Raw genomic sequence first — 24979 nt, 5'->3', positions numbered from 1 at the left:
GGCTACTCCTCAGCGTTGCGGGACTCGCCCGAGCGGATGACCTGGGTCCTGCGGTGCGCATCGTCCAGCAGGCTGAACAGTTCGTCGTCGCTGGCCTCGTCGACACCGGCCGCGGAGCCGGTGCGTTTGGCGGTCCAGGCCGCGAGAAGCGCTTCGAGGCGGGCCGCGACGGTCTCGTAGTCGGCGTCGGCGGCCGCCGCGTCCAGGGTGGACTTGAGCTGGTCGAGTTCGGCGAGCAGGGGGTCGGGGGCGGTGCCGTGCAGCCGTGTGTGCACGAAGGCGGCGAGGCGGGCCGGTGTCGGGTGGTCGAAGACGAGCGTGGCGGGCAGGCGCAGGCCGGTGTCCGCGTCGAGCTGGTTGCGCAGTTCCACGGCGGTGAGCGAGTCGAACCCGATGTCGGTGAACGCCTGGTCGGGGTCGACCGCCTCCGGCGACGCGTGCCCCAGGACCAGGGCGACCTGGCCCAGGACGAGTTGCAGCACGTCGGCCTGCGTCCACCCGCGGTCGGCGGCCTGCCTGCGCCGGGGCCGTACCAGCTCCCGCAGCAGGGCGGGCGGGTCGCCGGCGCGGCGCAGCGCCGGCAGGTCGAACCTGACGGGGGCGAGGGCGGGGGTGCCCGCGGTCAGCGCGGCGTCGAACAGGGCCAGCGCGTCCGTCGTCGGCAGCGGCCGTACGCCGGCCCTGGCCAGGCGGTGCCGGTCGGTGGCGGTCAGACCTCCGGTCATGCCGCTGGCCTCCGCCCAGTAGCCCCAGGCGAGCGACACGGCCGGCTGTCCCTGGGCGTGCCGGTGCGCGGCGAGGCCGTCGAGGTAGGCGTTCGCCGCCGCGTAGTTCGCCTGGCCCGCGCCGCCCAGCACACCGGCCGCCGACGAGAACAGCACGAACGCCTCCAGGTCCGAGGTCAGTTCGTGCAGGTGCCGCGCCGCGAGGGCCTTCGGCTCCCACACGCGCGCGAACTGCTCCGGGGTGAGGGACTCCACGACGGTGTCGGCCAGCGTGCCCGCGGCGTGGATCACCGAGGTGACCGGGTGTGCGGCGAGCAGCCGCGCCACCGCCGCGCGGTCGGACACGTCGCACGCCACGATGGCGGCGGTCGCGCCCAGCGCGGCCAGGTCGGCGGTCAGCGCGGCCGCGCCGGGGGCGTCCGGGCCGCTCCGGCTGACCAGCAGCAGGTGCCGCACGCCGTGCCGTACGGCGAGGTGGCGGGCGATCGTGCCGCCCAGGGTGCCGGTGCCGCCGGTGACGAGCACCGTGCCCTCGGGGCCGAGCGGCGAGGGCTGCGGTGCGGTCCGCGCCCGTTCGAGGCGGGGGACGTGCACGGTGCCGGCGCGGAGCGCGAGCTGGGGTTCGTCACCGGCCAGCCGGACCTCGCCGCCGTCGTCGCCGTCGACCAGCACGAACCGGCCGGGGTGCTCGGTGGCGGCCGACCGGACCAGGCCCCAGACGGCGGCGGCCTGCGGGTCGACGTCCTCGCCCGGCCTGACCGGCACGGCGTTGCGCGTGGTGACCACCATGCGCGGGGTGTCCGTGGTGAGGAAGTCCTGGATCACCCGCAGGGTCTCGACGGGCGAGGTGGCGTGGTGGACGGGGATGTCCGGTTCGGTGGTCGCCGCTTCGAGGACCGGCCACACCACCTGGTACGACACGTCCTGCGTGGTGGCCCCGGCCGGCGGGCGCAGGGTCAGCGAGGCGATCTCGGCGACCGGCGCGCCCGACTGGTCGGCGAGGCCGATCGCGCAGGTGTCCTGGCCGGTCACGGTCAGCCGGACCCTGGCGTGCTCGGCGCCGCGCCACCAGGAGATCCCGGCGAAGGAGAACGGCATCTTCGCCCGGTCGTCGGCGACGGTCACGGTCTGGATCGCGGCGTCGAGCAGGGCGGGGTGCAGGGCGAACCGGGTGTCGCCGGAGGGCACGGCCACCTCCGCGTAGAGGGTGTCGCCGTCGCGCCAGGCCGCGCGCAGACCTTGGAAGGCGGTGCCGTAGGCGAATCCGGCGTCGGCCAGGTCGTCGTAGAAGGCGTCGAGGCCGACGGCTTCGGCGTGCGGCGGCCACTGCCGTGCCCAGGACTCCCGTGGTGCGACGGGTACGGCGCCCAGGGTGCCGGTGGCGTGCCGTACCCACTCGCCGTCTGTCCGCGAGTGGATCGAGACGCTGTGCCGGCCCGCGCGGTCGGGGCCGACGGTCACGGACACCTGCACGCCGTCCGCGACCACCAGCGGTGTCTCCAGCGTCAGGTCCTCGACCGCCGGGCACCCGACGTGTTCGCCGGCCCGGAGCGCCAGGTCCACGAACGCCGCGGCGGGCAGCAGGGGCGAGCCCGAGATGACGTGTTCGGTGAGCCACGGCTGCGCGGCGGTGGCGAGTTGTCCCGTCAGCACCACACCGTTGTCGTCGGGGAGTTCCATGGCGTCCCGCAGCAGCGGGTGGTCGATCCGGCCGTCACCGGCCGGTGCCGGGGTGGTGGGCTGGAGCCAGTAGTGCTGGTGCTGGAAGGGATACGAGGGCACGCGCGCGTCCGCCCTGGTCTCCGTCGTCGCGGGTGGCATCCAGTGGGCGGCGCCGTCCGCCCACAACCGGCCCAGCCCCGCCAGCACCTGCTCCGGAGAATCCGCACCACGGCGCATCAGCCCGTTGCTCACGAGCAGCGGATGCGGGCCCACTTCCACGAACCCCGTAACCCCCTGGCCCGCCAGCCACTCCATGGCATCGGCGAACCGGACCGGCTCCCGCACCTGCCGCGCCCAATACCCCGGCTCCCCCATATCCACCGGATGTCCGGCCACCGTGGACACCACCGGGATCACCGGCTCACCGAACGACAAACCCGCCGCCACCCGGCCCAGCTCCTCCAGCACCGGATCCATCCGCGCCGAGTGGAACGCGTGACTGACCGCCAGCCGCCGCACCCGACGCCCACGACCCCGCCACACCTCACCCACCGCGGCCACCGCGGCCTCGTCCCCCGACACCACCACCGCGTCCGCGCCGTTGACCGCCGCCAGCTCAGCACCCGGCACCAGCGACCCCGCCACCTCCTCCGCCGACGCCTGCACCGACACCATCGCCCCACCACCGGCCAGCCCCTGCATCAACCGGCCCCGCGCCCCCACCAGCACACACGCATCCTCCAGCCCCAACACCCCCGCCACATGAGCCGCCGCCACCTCACCCACCGAATGCCCCACCACAAAATCAGGCCGCACACCCAGCCACTCCACCAACCGGAACAACGCCACCTGCACCGCGAACACCCCGGCCTGCGTGAACAACGTCTCCCCCAACACCCCCTCCCCGTCCTCGAACAACACCCCCACCGACAACCCCAACAACCCGCACACCTCGTCCAGCGCCCGGGCGAACACCGGGAACACCCGGTACAAACCCCGGCCCATCCCCACCCACTGACCACCCTGGCCAGAGAACACAAACGCCGACTTGCCCGGGGAGGCGGTGCCCGTGACGATTCCGGGTCTTCCGTCGATCAGCGCGTCCAGGCCGGCCGGGTCCGTCAGCACGGCACGGTGCGGAAACCGAGCCCGCGCGGCCAGGTCGGCGGCCACCTCGGCCGGTGTGACCTCGGGGTGCTCGGCGAGGAACCCGCGCAGCCTGCGGGCCTGGTCGCGCAGGGCCGCGTCCGACTTCGCCGACAGCAGCCACGGCACCGGCACGACGGCAGGGGACTCGGGAGCGGGAGCGGCCGGGGACTCGGCCGGTGCCTCCAGGATCACGTGCGCGTTCGTACCGCTGATGCCGAACGCCGAGATGCCCGCGCGACGCAGGTGGCCGTTGTCGGGCCAGGGCCGGGCCTCGGTGAGCAGCCGGATGTTTCCGGAGTCCCAGTCGACGTGCGAGGTCGGCGCGTCGACATGCAGCGTCGGCGGCAGCTCACCGTGCCGCATCGCCATCACCATCTTGATCACACCAGCAACACCCGCCGCCGCCTGCGTGTGCCCGATGTTCGACTTCACCGACCCCAGCCACAACGGCTCCACCCGGTCCCGGCCATACGTCGCCAACAACGCCTGCGCCTCAATAGGGTCACCGAGCGTCGTCCCCGTACCGTGCGCCTCCACCGCGTCCACCTCGGACGGCTCCAACCCGGCATTCGCCAACGCCTGGCGGATGACGCGTTCCTGCGAAGGGCCGTTGGGCGCGGTCAACCCGTTGGACGCCCCGTCCTGGTTCACCGCCGAACCCCGCACCACCGCCAGCACCCGGTGGCCGTTGCGACGAGCGTCCGACAACCGCTCCAAGAGCACGACACCCGCGCCCTCACCCCAGGCCGTGCCATCAGCCGCCTCGGCAAACGCCTTCACCCGGCCATCGGCCGCCAGCCCCCGCTGCCGCGAGAACTCCACGAACCCCGCCGGCGTCGCCATGACCGTCACACCACCGGCCAACGCCAGCGAGCACTCCCCCGAGCGCAGCGCCTGCGCCGCCAGATGGATCGCCACCAGTGACGACGAGCACGCCGTGTCCACCGACACCGCCGGGCCCTCCAGCCCCAGCAGATACGACACCCGCCCGGAGGTCACACTCGTCGCCGTGCCCGTCGAGAGGTAGCCCTCCAGGTCGGGCGGCTGTGCCCCGGCGCCGTAGCCCGAGGACCAGATGCCGGTGAAGACACCTGTCTGGCTGCCCCGCAACGACGTCGGATCGATCCCGGCGTCTTCGAACGTCTCCCAGGCGGTCTCCAGCAGCACCCGCTGCTGCGGATCCATCGCCAACGCCTCGCGCGGCGAGATCCCGAAGAACGCCGCGTCGAAGCCGCCGGCGGCGTCGAGGAAGCCGCCCCACCGCGTGTACGACGTTCCCGGACCGCCGGCCGGGTCGTAGAGACGGCCCACATCCCACCCACGATCCGACGGGAACTCACCCACCGCATCGACCCCGCCCGACACCACACCCCACAGCTCCTGCGCCGACCCCACGCCACCCGGATACCGGGCCCCCAGCCCCACCACCACCACCGGATCACCCGACACCGGAACCGGAGCCGGCACGGGTGAGGCAGGGGCCTGGCGCCGGGCGCCGACCAGGAGGTCCCGCAGGTGGCCGGCCAGCGCGTCGGGGGTCGGGTAGTCGAAGACCATCGTCGCGGGCAGCCGTACCCCGGCGACCGCGGACAGGCGGTTGCGCAGTTCCACCGCGGTGAGCGAGTCGAAGCCCAGGTCCTTGAAGGCCCGCTCGGCGCCGACGGCCGCGGTGTCGGTGTGGCCGAGGACCGCGGCCGTCTGGCCGGTGACCAGTTCCAGGACGCGGCTGTGCTGCTCGGTCTCGGGCAGGGCCGCCAGTTCCCTGCCCAGGCCCGGCCGGTCCGTGCGCCGGGCGGGCCGGGTACGGGTGAGGCGGCTGAGCAGGGGCCGGGTGGACGCCGCCGACAGGTCGAGGTGTGCGGGGACCAGCGCGGGATCGGCGGCGCCCAGGGCCAGGTCGAACAGTGCCAGCGCCTGGTCCGTGGGCATCGGCAGCACGCCGGCGCGGGCGAGGCGCTTGCGGTCGGTGTCGGTGAGGTGTCCGGTCAGCCCGCTGGCCTCGGCCCACTGGCCCCAGGCCAGCGATACGCCCGGCAGACCCAGGGCACGCCGGTGCACGGCGAGGGCGTCCAGGAAGGCGTTCGCGGCGGCGTAGTTCGCCTGGCCCGGGCCGCCCAGCACACCGGCGGCGGACGAGAAGAGCACGAATGCGCTCAGGCCGAGGTCCTTCGTCAGCTCGTGCAGGTGCCAGGCGGCGTCGGCCTTGGGCCGCAGCACCCGGTCGATCCGGGCGGGCGTGAGGGATTCGACGACGCCGTCGTCGAGCACGCCGGCCGCGTGCACGACCGCGGTCAGCGGATGCGCGGCCGGGATCGCGTCCAGTACGGCCGCCAGCGCGTCCCGGTCGGCCACGTCGCAGGCCACCACCTCGGCGTCGAAGTCCCCCTCCGCCGCGGACCTGCCGAGCAGGAGCAGGTGCCGGATGCCGTGCCGGTCGCGCAGGTGCCGGGCGACGAGGCGGCCCAGTGTTCCGGTGCCTCCGGTGATCAGCACGGTGCCGTCCGGGTCGAGCGGGCCGGGGGCCGGGGCCGCTTCGGCCCGTACCAGGCGGGCGGCGTGGGCGGCGCCGTCGCGGACGACGAGCTGCGGTTCGTCCCCCGCGACGAGGGCGCGGTCGTCGGTGTCGACGAGCACGAACCGGTCGGGGTGTTCCGCCTGGGCCGCGCGGACCAGGCCCCAGACGACGCTGGACGGCAGGTCGACGGGGTCCGGTCCGACCGCCCCGCGGGTCACGACGGCCAGCCGGCCGTCCCCGTCGCGCAGGAAGTCCTGGAGCACGCCCAGCGTCTCGGCGGCGACGGTGTGCGCGGCCGCCACGGGGTCTCCCGCCGGGGGCGTGACGTGGTGGACGGCCGGGGGTTCGCCGGTGCTCTCGACGGGCACCCAGTCGAGGCGGAAGAGCTGGTCGGTCCCGGCGACCGGCATGCCCGGCGGCCGGTGGCGCACGGTCAGCGCGTCGATCACCGCCAGCGGGCCGGACTCGTCGGCGAGCGCGACCCGGAAGGTGTCGGGGCCGGTGGGGGTCAGGCGGACCCGGGCCGTGGAGCCGGCTTCCCGCATCGACACCCCGGCGAAGGAGAACGGCAGGCGGCCGGCCGCCAGCAGGGTCAGCGGCTGGAGTGCGGCGTCGAGCAGCGCGGGGTGGAGGCCGAAGCGGTCGCGGGTGTCGGCGGGCAGCGCCACCTCGGCATACAGCTCGTCGCCGTGCCGCCGGATCTCGCGTACGCCCGCGAACACCGGCCCGTACTCGTAGCCCTGGGCGGCGAGGGTGTCGTAGAAGTCGGTCAGGTCGACGGGTTCACCGGCCGGCTGCCAGAATTCGCCGGTGTCGTACGGGTGGGGGCGGCCGGCGGTCGCGAGCATGCCGGTGGCGTGCCGCAGCCAGGTGCCGTCCGTCCGGGAGTACACGGTGACGGGGCGCCGGCCCGTCCCGTCCGGTGCGCCGACGACGACCTGGACCGGCAGGGAATCGTCGTCCGGCAGGATCATGGGGGCTTCCAGCACCAGTTCGTCCAGGACGTCGCAGCCGGCCTGCCGTCCGGCGTGCAGGGCGAGTTCGACGAACACGGTGCCGGGCAGCAGCACGGAGCCCAGGACGACGTGGTCGGCCAGCCATGGCCGGGTGGCCGTCGAGAGCCGCCCGGTGAGCAGGATGCTCTGGTCCCCGGCCAGTTCGACGACGGCCCCGAGCAGCGGGTGCCCGGCCGAGTCCAGTCCCGCCGCCGACACGTCGCCCTTCGCGGCGGCGGGGTTCAACCAGTACGGCCGGTGCTGGAAGGCGTAGGTCGGCAGCGGGACGTGGTGGGGCTCGCCGGGGAAGACCGGCGTCCAGTCGACGGCCACGCCCTGCGTGTGCAGGCGCGCCAGGGCGAGGTGGAACTCCTGCCTGCCGCCGCCGCGGCGCAGCGTGCCGGTCACCACGCCGTCCATCACCGGCACCAGTACGGGGTGCGGGCTGACCTCCACGAACACGCCGTGCCGGTCCTGCGTCAGGGCCTCGACGGCGAGGTCGAAGCGTACGGGTTCGCGGAGGTTGCGGTACCAGTAATCGGCGTCGAGAGTAGAGGTGTTGATCTCCTCGCCGGTCACCGTGGAGTAGAACGGGATCCTCGCCGGGCGCGGTGTGATGCCGGCGAGGTCGGTGAGCAACTGGTCGCGGATGGCCTCCACTTGGACGGAGTGGGCGGCGTAGTTCACCGGCAGACGGCGGGCGCGGATGCCGTCGGCCTCGCAGGCCGCCAGCAGCTCGTCCAGCGCATCCAGATCACCCGACACGACGACCGAACCCGGGGCGTTGACCACCGCCACCGTCAGCCGGCCGCCCCAACGGGACACGAACTCGGCCGCCTGCTCGGGCCCGAAGCCGACCGACACCATCCCGCCCTGATCCGCCAGAGCGACCAAGGCCTTGCTGCGCAGCGCGACCACCTTCGCGGCGTCCTCCAACGACAACGCCCCCGTCACACAAGCAGCCGCGATCTCGCCCTGCGAATGCCCGACGACCGCATCAGGTTCCACACCATGCGCACGCCACAGCTCCGCCAGCCCGATCATCACCGCGAACAGGGCCGGCTGCACCACATCCACGCGCTCCAGCGGGGCACCACCGGTCAGCACCTCCACCAACGACCAGTCGGTATAAGGCGCCAACGCCGCGTCACACGCGTCGATCGCCTCCCGGAACACCCGCTCCGAGCCGTACAACTCCCCACCCATGCCCACCCATTGCGCACCCTGCCCCGGAAACACGAACACCGACCGGCCCAGCGCACCGGCCACGCCCGTGATGACGCGGGGGTCTTCGTCGGCGAGGGCGGCCAGTTCCGCCATGAGGTCGGTCCGGGTGCTGCCCACCAGGGCCGCCCGGTGGGCGTGCATGGTGCGGGTGGTGGCGAGGGCCCGGCCGATTGCGGCCGGCCGGAGTCCGGGGTGGGCGGTGATGTGGTCCGCGAGCCGTCGGGCCTGGGCGCGGAGGGCGTCGTCCGTCTTGCCGGACAGCAGCCACACGGTGGGCTCCGCGAAGTCGTCCGCGGCGGGTTGTCCGGGGGTTTCCTCCGGGAACTGTTCGATGACGACGTGGGCGTTGGTGCCGCTGGCCCCGAAGGCCGAGATGCCCGCGCGGCGGGGGCGCCCCGTCTCCGGCCACGGCCGGGCCTCGGTGAGCAGCCGGATGTCACCGGTGTCCCACTCGACATGCGGCGTGGGCTCCTGGACGTGCAGCGTCGGCGGCAGTTCGGCGTGCCGCATCGCCATGACCATCTTGATCACACCCGCCACACCGGCCGCCGCCTGCGTGTGCCCGATGTTCGACTTCACCGACCCCAGCCACAACGGCTCCGCCCGGTCCCGTCCATAGGTCGCCAGCAGCGCCTGCGCCTCAATAGGGTCACCGAGCGTGGTGCCCGTACCGTGCGCCTCCACCGCGTCCACCTCGGACGGCTCCAGCCCGGCGTTCGCCAGCGCCTGGCGGATGACGCGTTCCTGGGAGAGGCCGTTGGGCGCGGTCAACCCATTGGACGCCCCGTCCTGGTTCACCGCCGAACCCCGCACCACCGCCAGCACCCGGTGGCCGTTGCGACGGGCGTCCGACAGCCGCTCCAGCAGCACCAGTCCCGCGCCCTCCCCCCACGCCGTACCGTCAGCCGTCGACGAGAAGGGCTTGCACCGGCCGTCGGGGGCCAGGGCACGCTGGCGGGAGAACTCCGTGAACTGCAAGGGGGTCACGCTCACGGTCACCCCGCCGGCCAGGGCGAGTGTGCACTCCCCCGAGCGGAGCGCCTGCGCGGCGAGGTGGATCGCCATCAGTGACGAGGAGCAGGCGGAGTCGACGGACACGGCCTGGCCCTGGAGGCCCAGCAGGTAGGAGACCCGGCCGGAGGTGATGCTCGGCGAGATGCCGGTGGCGAGGTAGCCCTCGGTGTCGGGCGGTGCCTGGTCGGGGCTGCCGACGTAGCCGGAGGACCAGATGCCGGTGAACACCCCCGTCTGGCTGCCCCGCAACGACGTCGGATCGATCCCGGCGTCCTCCAACGTCTCCCACGCCGTCTCCAACAGCACCCGCTGCTGCGGATCCATCGCCAACGCCTCACGCGGCGAAATCCCGAAGAAATCCGCATCGAACCCCGCCGCATCCGCCAGAAAACCACCCGACCGCGTATACGACGTCCCCGGATGATCCGCATCCGGATGAAACAACCCCTCGACATCCCACCCACGATCCGACGGAAACTCCCCGATCGCATCCACCCCGCCCGACACCAGACTCCACAGCTCGTCCGGCGACCCCACCCCACCCGGCAACCGGCACCCCATACCCACGATCACCACCGGATCAGCCCCACCGGCCACCGGCACCGACGACACCACCGGCGACTCCACATTCCGCCCCGCACCCGAGAGTTCGGCTGTGAGGTGGGCGGCGAGGTCGGCGGGGGTGGGGTGGTCGAAGACGAGGGTCGCGGGCAGCCGCAGGCCGGTGGCGCCGGCGAGGCGGTTGCGCAGTTCGACGGAGGTCAGGGAATCGAAGCCGAGGTCGCGGAAGGCGAGTTGGGGGGTGATCGCGGTGGTGTCGGAGTGGCCGAGGACGGTGGCGGTGTGGGCGGCGACCAGGGACAGCAGGTCCGACGTGGGAGCCTTCGGCGTCGGCAGGGGCTGGGGCATCGAGAGGTCGGCCGTGGTCAGCGCGGGCCGTCCGGCGGCCAGCGCGGTGTCGAACATGGCCAGGGCGCGTTCGGTGCCGAGGGGGCGGATGCCCTTGCGGGCGAGGCGTTGGCGGTCGGCCGCGGTGAGGTGGGCGGTCATGCCGCTCTCCTGCTCCCAGTAGCCCCAGGCCATCGACACGGCGGGCAGTCCGAGGGTCTGCCGGTGTGCGGCGAGCGCGTCGAGGTAGGCGTTCGCGGCCGCGTAGCCGGCCTGGCCGGCGTTGCCGAGTACACCCGCGGCAGCGGAGAACAGCACGAAGGCGGCGAGGTGGTGCTCGCGGGTCAGCTCGTGCAGGTGCCAGGCGCCGTCGACCTTGGGCCGCAGCACCCGGTCGAGCTGTTCCGCGGTCAGCCGTTCCACGACGGTGTCGTCGAGTACGCCGGCCGCGTGGACGACGGCGGTGAGCGGGTGTGCGGCCGGGATCGCGTCCAGTACGGCCGCCAGCGCGTCCCGGTCCGCGACGTCGCAGGCCACGACCCGCACGTCGACGTCCCCAATCGGCTCCAGGTGCGGCACCGTGCCGCCGCCGCGGCTGAGGAGCAGCAGGTGCCGTACCCCGTAGCGGGACATCAGGTGCCGGGCGACGGCCTGGCCGAGGGTGCCGGTGCCGCCGGTGATCAGCACGGTGCCGTCGGGGTCGATCGGCTGGGGGACGGTGAGGACGATCTTGCCGGTGTGGCGGGCCTGGCTCATCAGCCGGAAGGAGGCGACGGCCTGGCGGAGGTCCGTGGCGGTGACCGGCAGCGGCTCCAGCGTCCCGTCGGCGACCATCGCCACGACCCGGGAGAGGATGTCGCCCTGCCGCGCGGGGTCGACGTCGTTGAGGTCGAAGGCCCGGTAGATCAGTCCCTCGGGTGAGCGGACGTCGGTCTTGCCCAGCTCGACGAACCGTCCGCCGTCGGCGAGCAGCCGCAGGGAGGCGTCGGTGAGTTCTCCCGCGAGCGAGTTGAGGACGACGTCCATGGCCGGGAACCGGTCGGCGAACCGGGTGTCGCGGGAGGAACCGATGTGGTCGTCCGCCAGTCCGAGGCGCCGCAGGGTGTCCCACTTGGCGGGGCTCGCGGTGGCGAAGACCTCCGCGCCGCTGTGCAGGGCCAGCAGGATGGCGGCCATGCCCACACCACCCGCGCCGGAGTGGACCAGGACCCGGTCGCCCGGGCGCAGTTCGCCGAGGTCGTACAGGCCGTACCAGGCGGTGGTGAACGCGATGGGCACCGACGCCGCCGCGGTGAAGCTCCAGCCGTCGGGGATCGCCGTCAGGAGCCGGTGGTCGGCGACCGCGCGCGGCCCGAAGGCGCCGGGCATCATTCCCATGACGCGGTCGCCGGGCCGCCAGGCCGTGACACCGGGGCCGGTCTCGAGGACGGTGCCGGCTCCCTCGCCGCCCAGCGGGGGCCGGTCCGGGTACATGCCGAGGGCGATGAGCACGTCGCGGAAGTTCAGGCCGGCCGCGCGTACGGCGACCCGTACCTGTCCGGGTTCCAGCGGGGCCTCGGGCCAGGGCAGCAGGGCCAGGTCGTCCAGTTGCCCGGTGCCGGACTCGCTCAGCCGGTACGCGCCGTCGGGGGCGGTCAGTTCCGGTGCGTACCCGGTCTGCCGCGGTACGAGGACGCCTTCGCGGCGCAGGGCCAGTTCGGGTTCGTCGCCGGCTGTCATGGCGGCCCGGACGGCGTCCTCCTCGGACGCGTCGCCCAGGTCGACCAGGACGAACCGGCCGGGGTGCTCGACGGCGGCGCTGCGGACCAGGCCGCGTACGGCCGCGCCGGCCACGCCGCGGGTCAGGACGGCCAGACGCTCGGCCGTCCGCTCCGGCTGCCCGGCCAGGAAGTCCTGGACGAGCGCGCGGGCCCGCTGGACGAGGGCGTGCACGGAGTCCGCGTCGGCCTCGGCGGTGAGGACCGGGCTCGGCACCACCTCGGTCGGTGTGTTCGCGGTGAGGGGCACCCACTGGGTGTGCAGCACCGTGGCCCGGGTCTCGGCGGCCGGGCGGACGGTCAGCGCGGTGATGTCCGCGACCGGGTTGCCGGACAGGTCGGTCAGTGTCGCGCGGTAGGTGTCGGTGCCCGTGCGGGCCAGGTGGACCCGGGCGGACGACACACCGGTGGTGTGCACGGCGACGCCGGAGAAGGAGAACGGCAGCCGGACCCGGGTGTCGGGGCTGAGCAGGATCAGCGGCTGGAGGGCGGCGTCCAGGAGCGCGGGGTGGATGCCGAATGGGGCGCCGTCGGGGACGGACACCTCGGCGTACAGCTCGTCCTCGCCCTGCCACAGCGCCCGCACGCCCCGGAACGCGGGGCCGTACTGGTATCCGAGTCCGGCGAGGAAGGCGTAGAACCCTTCGGGGTCCACGGGTTCGGCGTTCCTCGCGGGCCAGTCGAGGCGTCCGGCCGTCACCTGGCCGCCGAGGGTGCCGGACGCGTGGCGGACCCAGCCGTCGCCGCCCTTGGAGTGCACGGTGACCGGGCTGCGGCCGGCGTCGTCCGGGGCGCCGACCGAGACCTGGATGTCCGTCGGGGTGTCCGAGAGCGCGAGGGGCAGGTGCAGGACGAGGTCGTCGAGGGTTCCGCCGGCCAGGGTGGCGAGTTCGAGGAAGGCGGTGCCCGGCAGCAGGACCGTGCCGTCGACGGCGTGGTCGGCCAGCCAGGGGTGGGTGCGGGTGGAGACGCGGCCGCTGTGCACGGTGCTTCCGTCGGGCAGTTCGACGGTGGTACCCGCCAGCGGGTGCCCGGTGCCGTGGTCGCCGGCCGCGGGGGTGAGCCAGTAGGTGCTGCGCTGGAAGGCGTAGCGCGGCAGTCTGACGCCGTGCGGGCGGTCGTGCGGCCAGGTCACGGCGACGCCCTGGACGTGGAGGCGGGCCAGGGCGGTGTGGAATTCCCCGAGGGCGCCGTGGTCGCGGCGGAGGGTGCCGGTCGCCACGCCGTCCAGGTCCTGCACCAGCACCGGGTGCGGGCTGACCTCCACGAACACCTCGTGGCCGTCGGCGGTGAGCCGGGCGGTGGCCAGGTCGAACCGTACGGGTTCGCGGAGGTTGCGGTACCAGTAGCCGGCGTCGAGGGCGGAGGTGTCGACGGGTTCCGCGGTGACGGTGGAGTAGAACGGGATCGTCGCCGGGCGCGGTGTGATGCCGGCGAGGTCGGTCAGCAACTGCTCGCGGACGGCCTCGACCTGCGCCGAGTGCGCCGCGTAGTCGACGGGGATGGCGCGGGCGCGTATGCCGTCCCCGGCGCAGGCCGCCAGCAGTTCGTCGAGGGCCCCGGGTTCGCCGGACACGACGACGGTCGAGGCGGAGTTGACCACCGCGACGGTGATCCGGTCGCCCCAGGGGCCCAGGTAGCCGGCGGCGGCGTCCGCGGACAGCGCGACCGAGACCATGCCGCCGTGTCCGGCCAGGGCGACCAGGGCCTTGCTGCGCAGCGCGACCACCTTGGCGGCGTCGTCCAGGGACAACGCGCCCGCCACGTACGCCGCCGCGATCTCCCCCTGCGAATGCCCGACGACCGCATCAGGCTCCACACCATGCGCACGCCATAGTTCGGCCAGCGCCACCATCACCGCGAACAGGGCGGGCTGCACCACATCCACCCGCTCCAGCGGGGCACCGCCGGTCAGCGCCTCCACCAACGACCAGTCGGTGTACGACGCCAACGCCGCGTCACACGCGTCGATCGCCTCCCGGAACACCGGCTCCGAGCCGTACAACTCCCCACCCATGCCCACCCATTGCGCACCCTGCCCCGGGAAGACGAACACCGACCGGCCCAGCGGGCGGGCGGTCCCGGTGACCAGGCCCGGCGCCGTGCCGCCCTCGGCCAGGGCGTCCAGGGCGGCGGCGGTGCCCACCACCACCGCCCGGTGCTCGAACACGGTGCGCGCGGCCAGGGCACCGCCGACCGCCGCCGGGCTCACCTCGGGATGTTCGGCGGTGAAGGCGCCCAGCCGGCGCGCCTGTTCCCGCAACGCCGCCTCCGACCTGGCCGACAGCGGCCAGAGGACCTGGTCGTCCGCGCGGCCTTGGGGGGAGGGTGCGGCGGAGTCGGCCGCGGCGGGCTGTTCGAGGATCACATGGGCGTTGGTGCCGCTGATGCCGAAGGCGGAGACGGCGGCCCGCCGTGGCCGCCCGGTCCCGGGCCAGGCGACCGGTTCGGTGAGCAGGCGGACCGCGCCGGAGGCCCAGTCGACGTGCGGGGTGGGCGCGTCCACGTGGAGGGTGCGCGGCAGTTCGCCGTGGCGCATCGCCATGACCATCTTGATCAGGCCCGCCGCGCCGGCCGCCGCCTGGGTGTGGCCGATGTTCGACTTCACCGACCCCAGCCACAACGGCTCGTCCCGGTCACGGCCGTAGGTCGCCAGGAGTGCCTGGGCCTCGATGGGGTCGCCGAGCGTCGTCCCGGTGCCGTGGGCTTCCACCGCGTCCACCTCGGACGGCTCCAGCCCGGCGTTGGCGAGGGCCTGGCGGATCACCCGCTCCTGGGAGGGGCCGTTGGGCGCGGTCAGGCCGTTGGAGGCGCCGTCCTGGTTGGTGGCGGAGCCGCGGACGACCGCCAGCACCTCGTGGCCGTTGCGGCGCGCGTCGGACAGGCGTTCCAGCAGCACCAGGCCGGCACCCTCGGCCCACCCCGCCCCGTCGGCCGCGGCGGCGAAGGACTTGCTGCGGCCGTCCGGCGCGCTCGCCCCCTGCCGGGACATCTCGGTGAACAGCGTGGGTGCCGCGTTGACGGTGACGCCCCCGGCCAGGGCGAAGGAGCACTCCCCCGAGCGCAGCGCCTGGGCGGCCAGGTGCAGGGCCACCAGGGACGACGAGCAGCCGGTGTCCAGGGACAGTGCCGGACCGAGCAGGCCTAGCTGGTACGCCAGCCGGCCGGAGCCCACGCTCGACGCGGTGCCGGTGACCTGGTAGCCCTCCAGGTCGTCGGGGACCGGTCCGGCGGCGTAGCCGGTGGACCAGATGCCGGTGAACACGCCGGTGGGTGTGCCCTCCAGCGTGGTCGGGTCGATACCGGCGTACTCGATGGTCTCCCACGCGGTCTCCAGCAGGATGCGCTGCTGCGGGTCCATGGCGAGCGCCTCGCGGGGCGAGATCCCGAAGAACGCCGCGTCGAAGTCGCCGGCGGCGTCGAGGAAGCCGCCCTGGGACGTGCTCGACGTGCGGGGGCGGCTGCCCGTCGGGTCGTACAGGCGGTCGGTGTCCCAGCCCCGGTCGGCCGGGAACTCGCCGACCGCGTCCACGCCGTCCGCGACCAGCCGCCACAGGTCCTCGGGGGTGCCGACGCCTCCGGGGAAACGGCAGCCCATGCCGATGACCGCGATCGGCTCGTCCGTCGCGGCCGCGGCCGGGGCCTGCGGCGCGTCCTGCTCGCCGGACAGGTGGGCGGCCAGCCGTGCCGGGGTGGGGTGGTCGAAGACGAGGGTGGCGGGCAGTCTCACCCCGAGCGCGGCGGTCAGGCGGTTGCGCAGTTCCACCGCGGTCAGCGAGTCGAAGCCCAGGTCCTTGAACGCCTGCCGGGGGTCGAGCCGCTCGGGGGTGGCGTGTCCCAGCACCGCGGCCACGTGGGTGGTGATCAGCTCCAGCAGGCCGGTGCCTCCGGCGGGGGGCGCGGGGCGGGGGGTCTGCGGCCGGGTGTGGGTCTCGGGCAGGTCCCGCAGCAGCCGGCTCGGCCGCGCGTGGGTGTAGGCGCGGGCGAACTGCGCCCAGTCGGCCTGGGTGACGACCGCGAGGGCCTCGTCGTGGTCGAGGACGTCCTGCAGCGCGTCGAGTGCCCGGCCCGGGTCCAGTTCGCCGAGGCCGAGCAGGGTGCGCTGGCGCTGCACGGACTCCAGGGCCGCCATGCCGCCTTCGGCCCAGATGCCCCACGCGACGGAGGTCGTGGCGCGGCCCTGGGCGCGGTGCTGTGCGGCCAGGGCGTCGAGGAAGGCGTTGCCGGCGGCGTAGGCCGCGCCGTGGCCGTCGCCCCACACGCCCGCGGTGGAGGAGAACAGGACGAAGGCGTCGAGGTCCGGCAGGAGTTCCGCCAGATGGGCCGCCCCGGCGACCTTGGCCGCGATGACCTCGGCGAACTCCGCCGGTGTGGTGTCGGCCAGCCTGGTCGCCCTGATCACGCCGGCGGTGTGGAAGACGGCGCGGATGTCGCCGACGCGCTCGACGAGGTCCCGCAGGGCGTCCCGGTCGGCCACGTCGCACGCCGCCACGGTCACCCGCGCCCCGGCTGCCTCCAGTTCGTCGCGCAGGCCGGCCGCGCCGGGTGCGTCGGGGCCGCGGCGGGCGGCCAGCACGATGTGCTCCGCGCCCTGCCGCGCGAGGCGGCGGGCCACGTGTCCGCCGAGCGCGCCGGTGCCGCCGGTGACCAGCACCGTGCCCCGCGGCCGCCAGGGCCGCGCGGCCGGGCCCGCTGCGGCCTTGCGGCGCAGCCGCTTGGCGAAGCGCCGGATGCCGCGGATCGCCACCTGGTCCTCGCCCGTGCCGGCGAGCACGGCGAGCAGCGCGTGCACGCTCTCCTCGTCGGGCACGGCGGGAAGGTCGACCAGGCCGCCCCAGCCGTGCGGGAACTCCAGCGCGGCGGACGCGCCGGTGCCCCACGCCAGGGCCTGGGCCGGGCGGGTGACCGGGTCGGTGCCCGAGGTGCTCACGGCGCCGCTGGTCGCGCACCACAGCGGGACGGCCGGGGTCCGCGCCGGGTCCAGGGTGCGGACCAGTTCCAGGGTGCGGACCAGGCCCGCCGGGAGCACCGGGTGGTCGGGGTGTGGCTCCTCGTCCAGGGCCAGCAGCGACAGGACACCGTCCGGCCCGGTCCGGGCGCCCCCGGTGCCGGCCGCGTCCCGGGTGCTGGCCACGTCCCGGGTGCCAGCCGCGTCCCAGGTTCCGGCCGCGTCCCAGGTGCCGGCCACCGCGAAGCCCCGTTCGCGCAGGGTCTCGGCCCACGGGTGCCCGGCCGGGGCCAGGACGAGCCAGCGGGCCGGGTCCACCGGGGCCGCGGTACCGCTCGTCGGCGCCCATGCCACCTCGTACCGCCAGTCGTCGCGGGGCACCGGCGGGGTCGCGGTCACCCAGTAGGGCTCGCGCTGGAAGGCGTACGTGGGCAGGTCCGCCCTGGGTGCGGTGCGGGGCAGGACCGGATTCCAGTCGACGTCGGCTCCGGCGGCGTAGAGGCGTCCCGCCGCGGCGAGGAACTCGGTGAGGCCGCCGTGCTCGCGGCGCAGTGTGCCGGTGGCGGCGACGTCCAGCGCGGGCACCAGCACCGGGTGCGGGCTGACCTCCAGGAACAGGTCGTGTCCGTCGGCGGTGAGCCGGGCGGTGGCCAGGTCGAACCGTACGGGCTCGCGGAGGTTGCGGTACCAGTAGCCGGCGTCGAGGGCGGAGGTGTCGACCGGTTCGCCGGTGACCGTGGAGTAGAACGGGACCGCCGCCGGGTGGGGCGTGATGCCGGCCAGGTCGGTGAGCAGTTGCTCGCGGATCGTCTCGACCTGCGCGGAGTGGGCGGCGTAGTCGACGGGCAGGCGGCGGGCGCGGATGCCGTCGGCCTCGCAGGCGGCCAGCAGTTCGTCCAGCGCTTCGGGGCCGCCGGACACCACGACCGCCGCGGGTCCGTTCACCACGGCGGTGGTCAGCCGCCCGTCCCAGCGGGCCAGGTAGCCGGCGGTCTGTTCGGCGGAGAGCGCGAGGGAGACCATGCCGCCCCGGCCGGCGATGGCGGCCAGTGCCCTGGACCGCAGCGCCACGACCTTGGCGGCGTCCGGCAGCGACAGCGCGCCGGCGACGTACGCGGCGGCGATCTCCGCCTGGGAGTGGCCGACCACGGCGTCCGGCTGCACGCCGTGGGACCGCCACAGGCCGGCCAGCGCGACCATGACGGCGAACAGGGCCGGCTGGACCACGTCGACGCGGTCCAGCGAGCCGTGGCGCAGTTCGTCGACCAGCGACCAGTCGGTGTACGGGGCCAGGGCGGCGGCGCAGGCGTCGATGCCGGCGCGGAAGACCTCGGACTGCTCGTACAGGTCACGGCCCATGCCCGCCCACTGTGCGCCCTGGCCGGGGAAGACGAACACGGTCCCGCCGGTACGGCCCGGCAGTCCCGGCGGGAGCGCGGCCAGGCCGGACAGCAGCTCGTTCCGGTCGGTGCCGACCACCGCGGCCCGGTGCTCGAACCGGGTGCGGGCGGCCAGGGCGTGGCTGATCGCGGCGGCCGGGACGTCGGGGTGGGCGGTCGCGTACGCGTGCAGCCGCTCGGCCTGGGCGCGCAGCGCGGCGTCGGTCTTCGCGGACAGCAGCCAGGCGGTGGGGGCGGCCCGGCCGGCGGGTTCGGGACGGTGGCCGGGGTCCGGTTCGGGGGACTGCTCGATGATCAGGTGGGCGTTGGTGCCGCTGATGCCGAAGGCCGAGATGCCGGCGCGGCGCAGGTGCTCGTGCTCCGGCCACGGCCGGGCCTCGGTGAGCAGCCGGACGCCGCCGGCGGCCCAGTCGACGTGCGGGGTGGGCGCGTCCACGTGGAGGGTGCGCGGCAGTTCGCCGTGGCGCATCGCCATGACCATCTTGATCAGGCCCGCGACGCCGGCGGCTGCCTGGGTGTGGCCGATGTTGGACTTCACCGACCCCAGCCACAACGGCTCGTCGCGGTCCTGACCGTAGGCGGCCAGCAGGGCGTGGGCCTCGATGGGGTCGCCGAGGGTGGTGCCGGTGCCGTGGGCCTCGACGGCGTCCACGTCGGACGGCTCCAGCCCGGCGTTCGCCAGCGCCTGGCGGATGACGCGTTCCTGGGAGGGGCCGTTGGGCGCGGTCAGGCCGTTGGACGCGCCGTCCTGGTTGACCGCGCTTCCCGCGACGACCGCCAGCACCCGGTGGCCGTTGCGGCGGGCGTCCGACAGGCGTTCCAGCAGCACCAGGCCGGCGCCCTCGGCCCAGCTGGTGCCGTCGGCCGCGGCGGCGAAGGGCTTGCTGCGGCCGTCCGCCGCGAGGCCGTGCTGGCGGGAGAACTCGGTGAAGCCCAGCGGTGTCGCCATGATCGTGACCCCGCCGGCGAGCGCCAGCGAGCACTCGCCCGCGCGCAGGGCCTGGGCGGCCAGGTGGACGGCGACCAGGGACGACGAGCAGGCGGTGTCCACGGACAGCGCCGGACCGCGCAGCCCGAGGTGGTAGGCGACCCGGCCGGACGTGACGCTGGTCGCGACGCCGGTGAACAGATAGCCCTCCAGGTCCTCCGGCAGGCCCGGCCCGGTCGCGTAGCCGGACGACCAGACGCCGGTGAACACGCCGGTGTGGCTGCCGCGCAGCGAGGCCGGGTCGATCCCGGCGTGCTCGAAGGTCTCCCAGGCCGTCTCCAGCACGAGCCGCTGCTGCGGGTCCATGGCGAGGGCCTCGCGGGGCGAGATGCCGAAGAACGGGGCGTCGAAGCCGGCCACCGCCTCCAGGAACCCGCCCTGGTTGATGTAGGTGGTGCCCGCGCCGCGCAGTTCCGGGTCGTACAGGCCGCCCAGGTCCCAGCCGCGGTCGTCCGGGAAGTCGCCGATCGCGTCCGCGCCCTCCGCGACGAGCCGCCACAGGTCGTCCGGCGAGGCCACCCCGCCGGGGAAGCGGCAGCCCATCCCCACGATGACGACCGGGTCGTCGTGGGCGGCCGGGGCGGCGGGGGCCGGCCGGTCGCCGGGGCCGGTGCGCAGCCAGTCGATCAGCTCCGCGGGCGTCGGGTGGTCGAAGACGAGACCGGAGGGGAGTTGCCGGTCCAGGGCGCCGGCCAGGCGGTTGCGCAGTTCGAGCCCGGTGACCGAGTCGAAGCCGAGGTCCTTGAAGGTGAGCGCGGGATCGATGTCCGCGGGGTCCTCGTGGCCCAGCACGAGCGCGATCTGCGCGGTGACCACGGCGGACGCGTCGACCGTGTCGCCCGGCTCGGGGTCGCCCGTGTCCGGGCCGCGCGCGCCCGGGTCGCGGGTCTCCGGGCCGCCCGCGCCCAGGTCGCGGGTCTTCTCCGGGCCGCCCGCGCCCGGGTCGCCTGTCTCCGGGCCACCGTCCGGCCGGTCGGACGCGGTGGTCTCCGCGGCGTGCGTCCCCGGGTCGGCCGGGGTCCGTCCGCTCTGCCCGGCTGTCGCTTCGGGCAGCCAGTATGAGCGGCGCTGGAAGGCGTACGTGGGCAGGTCGGCCGGCGCGGCCCCGGGGACGGCCGGGGACCAGTCGACCGGCACGCCGGCCACGAACAGCCGGGCCAGCGCGGTCAGGAAGTCGTCCGGGCCGCCCCGGTCACGGCCCAGCGTGCCGGTGGCGACGCCGGACCCGCCGGTGCGCTCGCGGGCCTGTTCCATGGTCTGTTCGAGGGCGGGCAGCAGCACCGGGTGCGGGCTGACCTCGACCACGACGTCGTGTCCGTCCGCCAGCAGGGCGGCGGTGGCCAGGTCGAAGCGGACCGGCTCGCGCAGGTTGCGGTACCAGTAGCCGGCGTCGAGCTCCGTGGTGTCGTCGAGGAGGCCACCGGTGACCGCGGAGTAGTACGGGACGGTGCCCTGCCGCGGCCGCACACCGGCCAGTTCGGTGTGCAGCCGCTCGCGGATCGCCTCGACGTGCGCGGAATGGGAGGCGTAGTCCACCGGGACGACGCGTGTGCGGACACCGTCCGCCGCGCAGGACTCGGCCAGTTCGGACAGGGCCTGCGTGTCGCCGGACACCACGACCGAACCGGTGGCGTTGACCACGGCGACCGTCAGCGCGCCGCCCCAGCGCGCCACGTAGTCCTCGGCCCGCTCGGCGGACAGGGCCACGGAGACCATGCCGCCCCGGCCGGTCAGCGCCACCAGCGCGTGGCTGCGCAGCGCCACGATCCGGGCCGCGTCGGACAGCGACAGCGCGCCCGCGACGCAGGCGGCGGCGATCTCGCCCTGCGAGTGCCCGGCCACCGCGTCGGGCTCGACACCGAAGGAGCGCCACAGCGCCGCCAGGGACACCATCACCGCGAACAGGGCGGGCTGCACCACATCCACGCGGTCGAGCGGGGCGCCGTCCAGGACATCGGCCAGCGACCAGTCGGTGTACGGCGCCAGGGCTTCGGCGCACTCGTCCATGGCGGCCCGGAAGACGGGGTACGCGGCGTACAGCTCCCGGCCCATGCCCACCCACTGCGCGCCCTGGCCGGGGAACACGAAGACGGTACGGCCCGGGGTGCCGGCCCGGCCGGCGGCGACCTGGGCGGAGTCGAGCAGGACCGCGCGGTGCGCGAAGCGGGTTCTGGTGGTGGCCAGCGCGTGCGCGACCTCGGCGTCGGTCAGGTCCGGGTGGGTGCGCACGTGTGCGTGCAGGCGCGCGATCTGCGCCCGGAGCGCCTGCTTGGTCCGCGCCGTGACGATCCACGGCGCCGGCCGGGTACCGGGGGCGGGTCGCCGGGCCGGCGGCGCGGCCGGACCGGGCGCCTGTTCGACGATCACGTGCGCGTTGGTGCCGCCCATGCCGAACGACGACACGCCGGCGAGCAGGGGCGCGTCCGGCCGCGGCCAGGGGGTCAGAGCGGTCTGGACCCGCAGCGCCAGCGCGTCGAGCGGGATGCCGGGGTTGGGGGTCTCGTAGTTCAGGCTCGGCGGCAGTGCGCGGTGGTACACGCTGAGGACGGTCTTGAGCAGACCGACGATGCCCGCGGCGCCTTCCAGGTGGCCGACGTTCGTCTTGGCGGAGCCGACCCGCAGGGCGCTGTCGGCGTCACCCTCGGCGGCGCCGGACTCGGCCGGGTCGCGGTAGGCCGCCGCGAGGGCGGCCGCCTCGACGGGATCGCCGACAGCGGTGCCGGTGCCGTGCAGCTCCACGTACTGCACCTCGGCGGGACGCACGCCGGCGCGGGCCAGTGCCTCGCGGATGACCTGTTCCTGGGCCTGCGCGCTGGGCACGGTCAGGCTCTGTGTGGCGCCGTCGTTGTTGACCGCGCTGCCCCGGATGACACCGTAGACGCGGTCCCCGTCGGCCAGGGCCCGGTCCAGTGGTTTCAGGACGAGGAAGGCGCCGCCCTCGCCGCGGACGAAGCCGTTGGCCCGGGCGTCGAAGGTGAAGCAGCGGTCGTCCGGGGACAGGCCGCCGAACTCCGCCGCTCCCTCCTCGCGGGCGGCGGTCAGGTTGAGGTTCACCCCGCCGGCCAGGGCGAGCGCCGACTCGCCGCGGCGCAGGCTCTCGACCGCCAGATGCACCGCGACCAGCGCCGACGACTGGGCCGTGTCGACCGCCATGCTCGGTCCGCGCACACCGAGGAAATGCGAGACGCGGTTGGCGATGACGCCCCGGCTGGTGCCGGTCAGCGTGTGCGGCGTGATGTGACGGGGGTAGGCCAGGGACGTGTAGTCCTCCCACATCGAGCCGACGAACACCCCCGTCGGGCCGCCCGTCAGCGTGCCCGGCACGATCCGGGCGTCCTCCAGGGCCTCCCAGGCGAGTTCGAGCATGAGCCGCTGCTGCGGGTCCATGCCGGCGGCCTCACGGGGGGACACACCGAAGAACGCCGCGTCGAAGCCGTCCACCCGGTCCAGGTAGCCGCCGTGCCGTACGCCCTGCCGGCCCACGGGCGGCGCGGTGATCGCGTCGGTCCCGTCGCACAGCAGTCGCCAGAACGCCTCCGGATCGGGGGCTTTCGGCAGCCTGCCCGCCATTCCGATGACAGCGACACGATCAGCGTCCGAATCCAAGGGGAAGCGCATCACATCGACACCTCGTGAGCCGGGGAACGAAGGCAGGCGGGGTGCTTCCGTAGCAGTCCCGACGGTGCGAATCCGGCCGCGCGGGCGGCCGGATCCTCGAGCGCGCGGGCAGCCCGGTGACCCGGTCGTATCCGAACCCGGACTCGACCGCGCTTCAGGCGCCTGGATCAGTGGAGCGGTCCTCGAAAGCGACAGCGTTGGCGATCTCTGAGGAGAATGCGCTGGTGAGCTGAGCGCGTAGGGGCCGAGATGATGATCGGCCCGCCGCGCAGACGAGCATGGCAGCAACATCACGCCATCGCCATAGGCCAGGCGAAGGCTGTCTCAAAGGAAGCACATCACAACGTCATATGCCTGCACGACAAAGACATCGTGGCGAAATCCGACCCCTGTCGCATGAAGCGCGTCGCTTCGTACGGACGGCCCGTCGCCGTGTCCGCCGGCGGATCCGCCGGTGAACCCGCCGGTGCGGCCCGGGAAGTCCGTCCACGCCCCGCACCGCCACGACCGGGCCGGGATCATGGGCACCATCGACGCCACCGGCGACAACGCCCTAGAATCCCCACTCGCACTCGCGTAGAAGAACGTCCTCGACCCTCATCCGGCCACCCGGGAAAACCCCGCACGGCGATCACCACCCGGATCGAGCGAACCGACCACCGGCGCCGCCGACAGCTCCGGCTGAACCGTCCGACCCCATCGACTTCGAGACGACCGCGAAGCGCCACCGCCTCCGGCGGCATAAAACCCAGCTGTCACCGGTCCGTGCACCGGTTCCGGCCGTTCACGCCCGGCACCCGGTGCCCGGCCCCGGTGGCATCCAGTCAGAAGGCAGCGATGCAAGCCACGTTCCCCCTCACCACACCACACCACCTCGACAACGAGCCCGAAGCCGAGGCTCTGCTCGCGCAGGCTCCGGTCGTCCGCGCGACGATGGGCACGGCAGAGGTCTGGCTCGCCCTTTCCTACAAGGCGGTGCGCCAGGTCCTGAGCGACAGCCGGTTCAGCCGGGAGGCGGCCACGCTTCCGGGCAGCCCGCTGAAACTGTCCGTCGCCGCCGATCCGTTGCTGATCTCCAGCCAGGACGGCGAGCGCCACGCCCGCCTGCGCAAGCTGATGGCGCAGGCGTTCAGCCCACGCATGGTCGACCAGCTCGAACCACGCGTGCAGTCCATCGTGGACTCCTTGCTCGACTCCCTCGATCCCACCGCGGATCTCGTGGCAGGTCTCTGCGCTCCCCTGCCGTTGATGGTCATCTGCGAGCTGCTCGGCGTGCCCTACTCCGAGGCGGCGGCCATCCGCAGGTGGACCAGACGGCTGTTCGTGACGGACATCACTCCGGACGAACTGCGGGCCGCGCAGAGCGAGATGCAGGACTGGCTCGCGGCACTGGTGCGCCAGAAGCGGGCGCGGCCGGACGACGGGTTGATCTCGGCGATGGTCGCCGCCAACGACGAGGGCGACCACCTCACCGAACCCGAGCTGCTGGCCAACCTCGAGGGCCTGCTGATCGCCGGCCACGAGACGACCGTCAACCAGCTGGGCAACTCGCTGCTGACCCTGCTGCGCCACCCGGACCAACTCGCGCTGCTGCGGTCGTCACCGAACCTGATCGGACCGGCGGTCGACGAACTGCTGCGCTACAGCAGGCTTTTCACCTCGGCCGAGGTCCGGGTCACGACCGAGCCCGTCGAACTGGAGGGCGTCGGTCTGGGGGCGGGCGAACCGGTGCTGCCGGTCATCGTCGCGGCCAACCGCGACCCCGGTGTGTACCCGGATCCCGGCCGCTTCGACATCACGCGCGAAGGACCGGCAGCACACCTCGCCTTCGGACACGGGCCGCACTTCTGCCTCGGCGCGATATTGGCCCGCCGGGAGATGCGGGTGGCGATCGGCTCCGTGGTGAAACGGTATCCAGGACTCCGCCTCGCCGTCGACGAGTCCGAACTCACCTACATACCGGAACTGGTCTTCCGCGGCCTACAGGCATTGCCGGTCACCTGGTGACCGACGGCCGCTGAAACCAGCTCCAAGGAGCGGCTCAGCCTGCTGCGTTCCTCGATGGCCAGCCGTCCTGTCGGACGCCTGGCCAT

3 protein-coding genes are annotated in these 24979 nt (G+C 74.2%); 2 read left to right on the top strand and 1 reads right to left on the bottom strand.

Annotated elements, in window-relative coordinates; translation table 11 throughout:
- Window positions 1-2 precede the first annotated feature (2 nt).
- Window positions 3-22886, bottom strand: coding sequence for an SDR family NAD(P)-dependent oxidoreductase (locus tag ACZ4SV_RS09535; protein ID WP_468002871.1), 22884 nt, complete (start codon window positions 22884-22886; stop codon window positions 3-5).
- 454 nt (window positions 22887-23340) lie between these two features.
- Between ACZ4SV_RS09535 and ACZ4SV_RS09530 the strand changes: the two genes are divergently transcribed.
- Together ACZ4SV_RS09530 and ACZ4SV_RS09525 are read left to right on the top strand one after the other, a co-directional pair.
- A complete protein-coding gene (locus ACZ4SV_RS09530; RefSeq protein ID WP_468002869.1) occupies window positions 23341-23466 on the top strand; it encodes a hypothetical protein in 126 nt (41 codons plus the stop codon).
- Between the two features lie 257 nt (window positions 23467-23723).
- Window positions 23724-24893 (top strand): cytochrome P450, encoded by a 1170-nt coding sequence (locus ACZ4SV_RS09525; protein WP_468002867.1) that lies wholly within the window; start codon window positions 23724-23726, stop codon window positions 24891-24893.
- Window positions 24894-24979: the final 86 nt, after the last annotated feature.

It is taken from the genome of Streptomyces sp. NPDC027672 (assembly GCF_055566335.1).
Note: the sequence above shows the minus strand (reverse complement) of the source record. Positions and strands in the feature narration are given on the sequence as shown.

Bases quoted from the DNA above. Each gene is read 5' to 3' on its own strand.
- ACZ4SV_RS09535 (WP_468002871.1), bottom strand. From the start codon at position 22,886: ATGCGCTTCCCCTTGGATTCGGACGCTGATCGTGTCGCTGTCATCGGA.
- ACZ4SV_RS09525 (WP_468002867.1), top strand. From the start codon at position 23,724: ATGCAAGCCACGTTCCCCCTCACCACACCACACCACCTCGACAACGAG.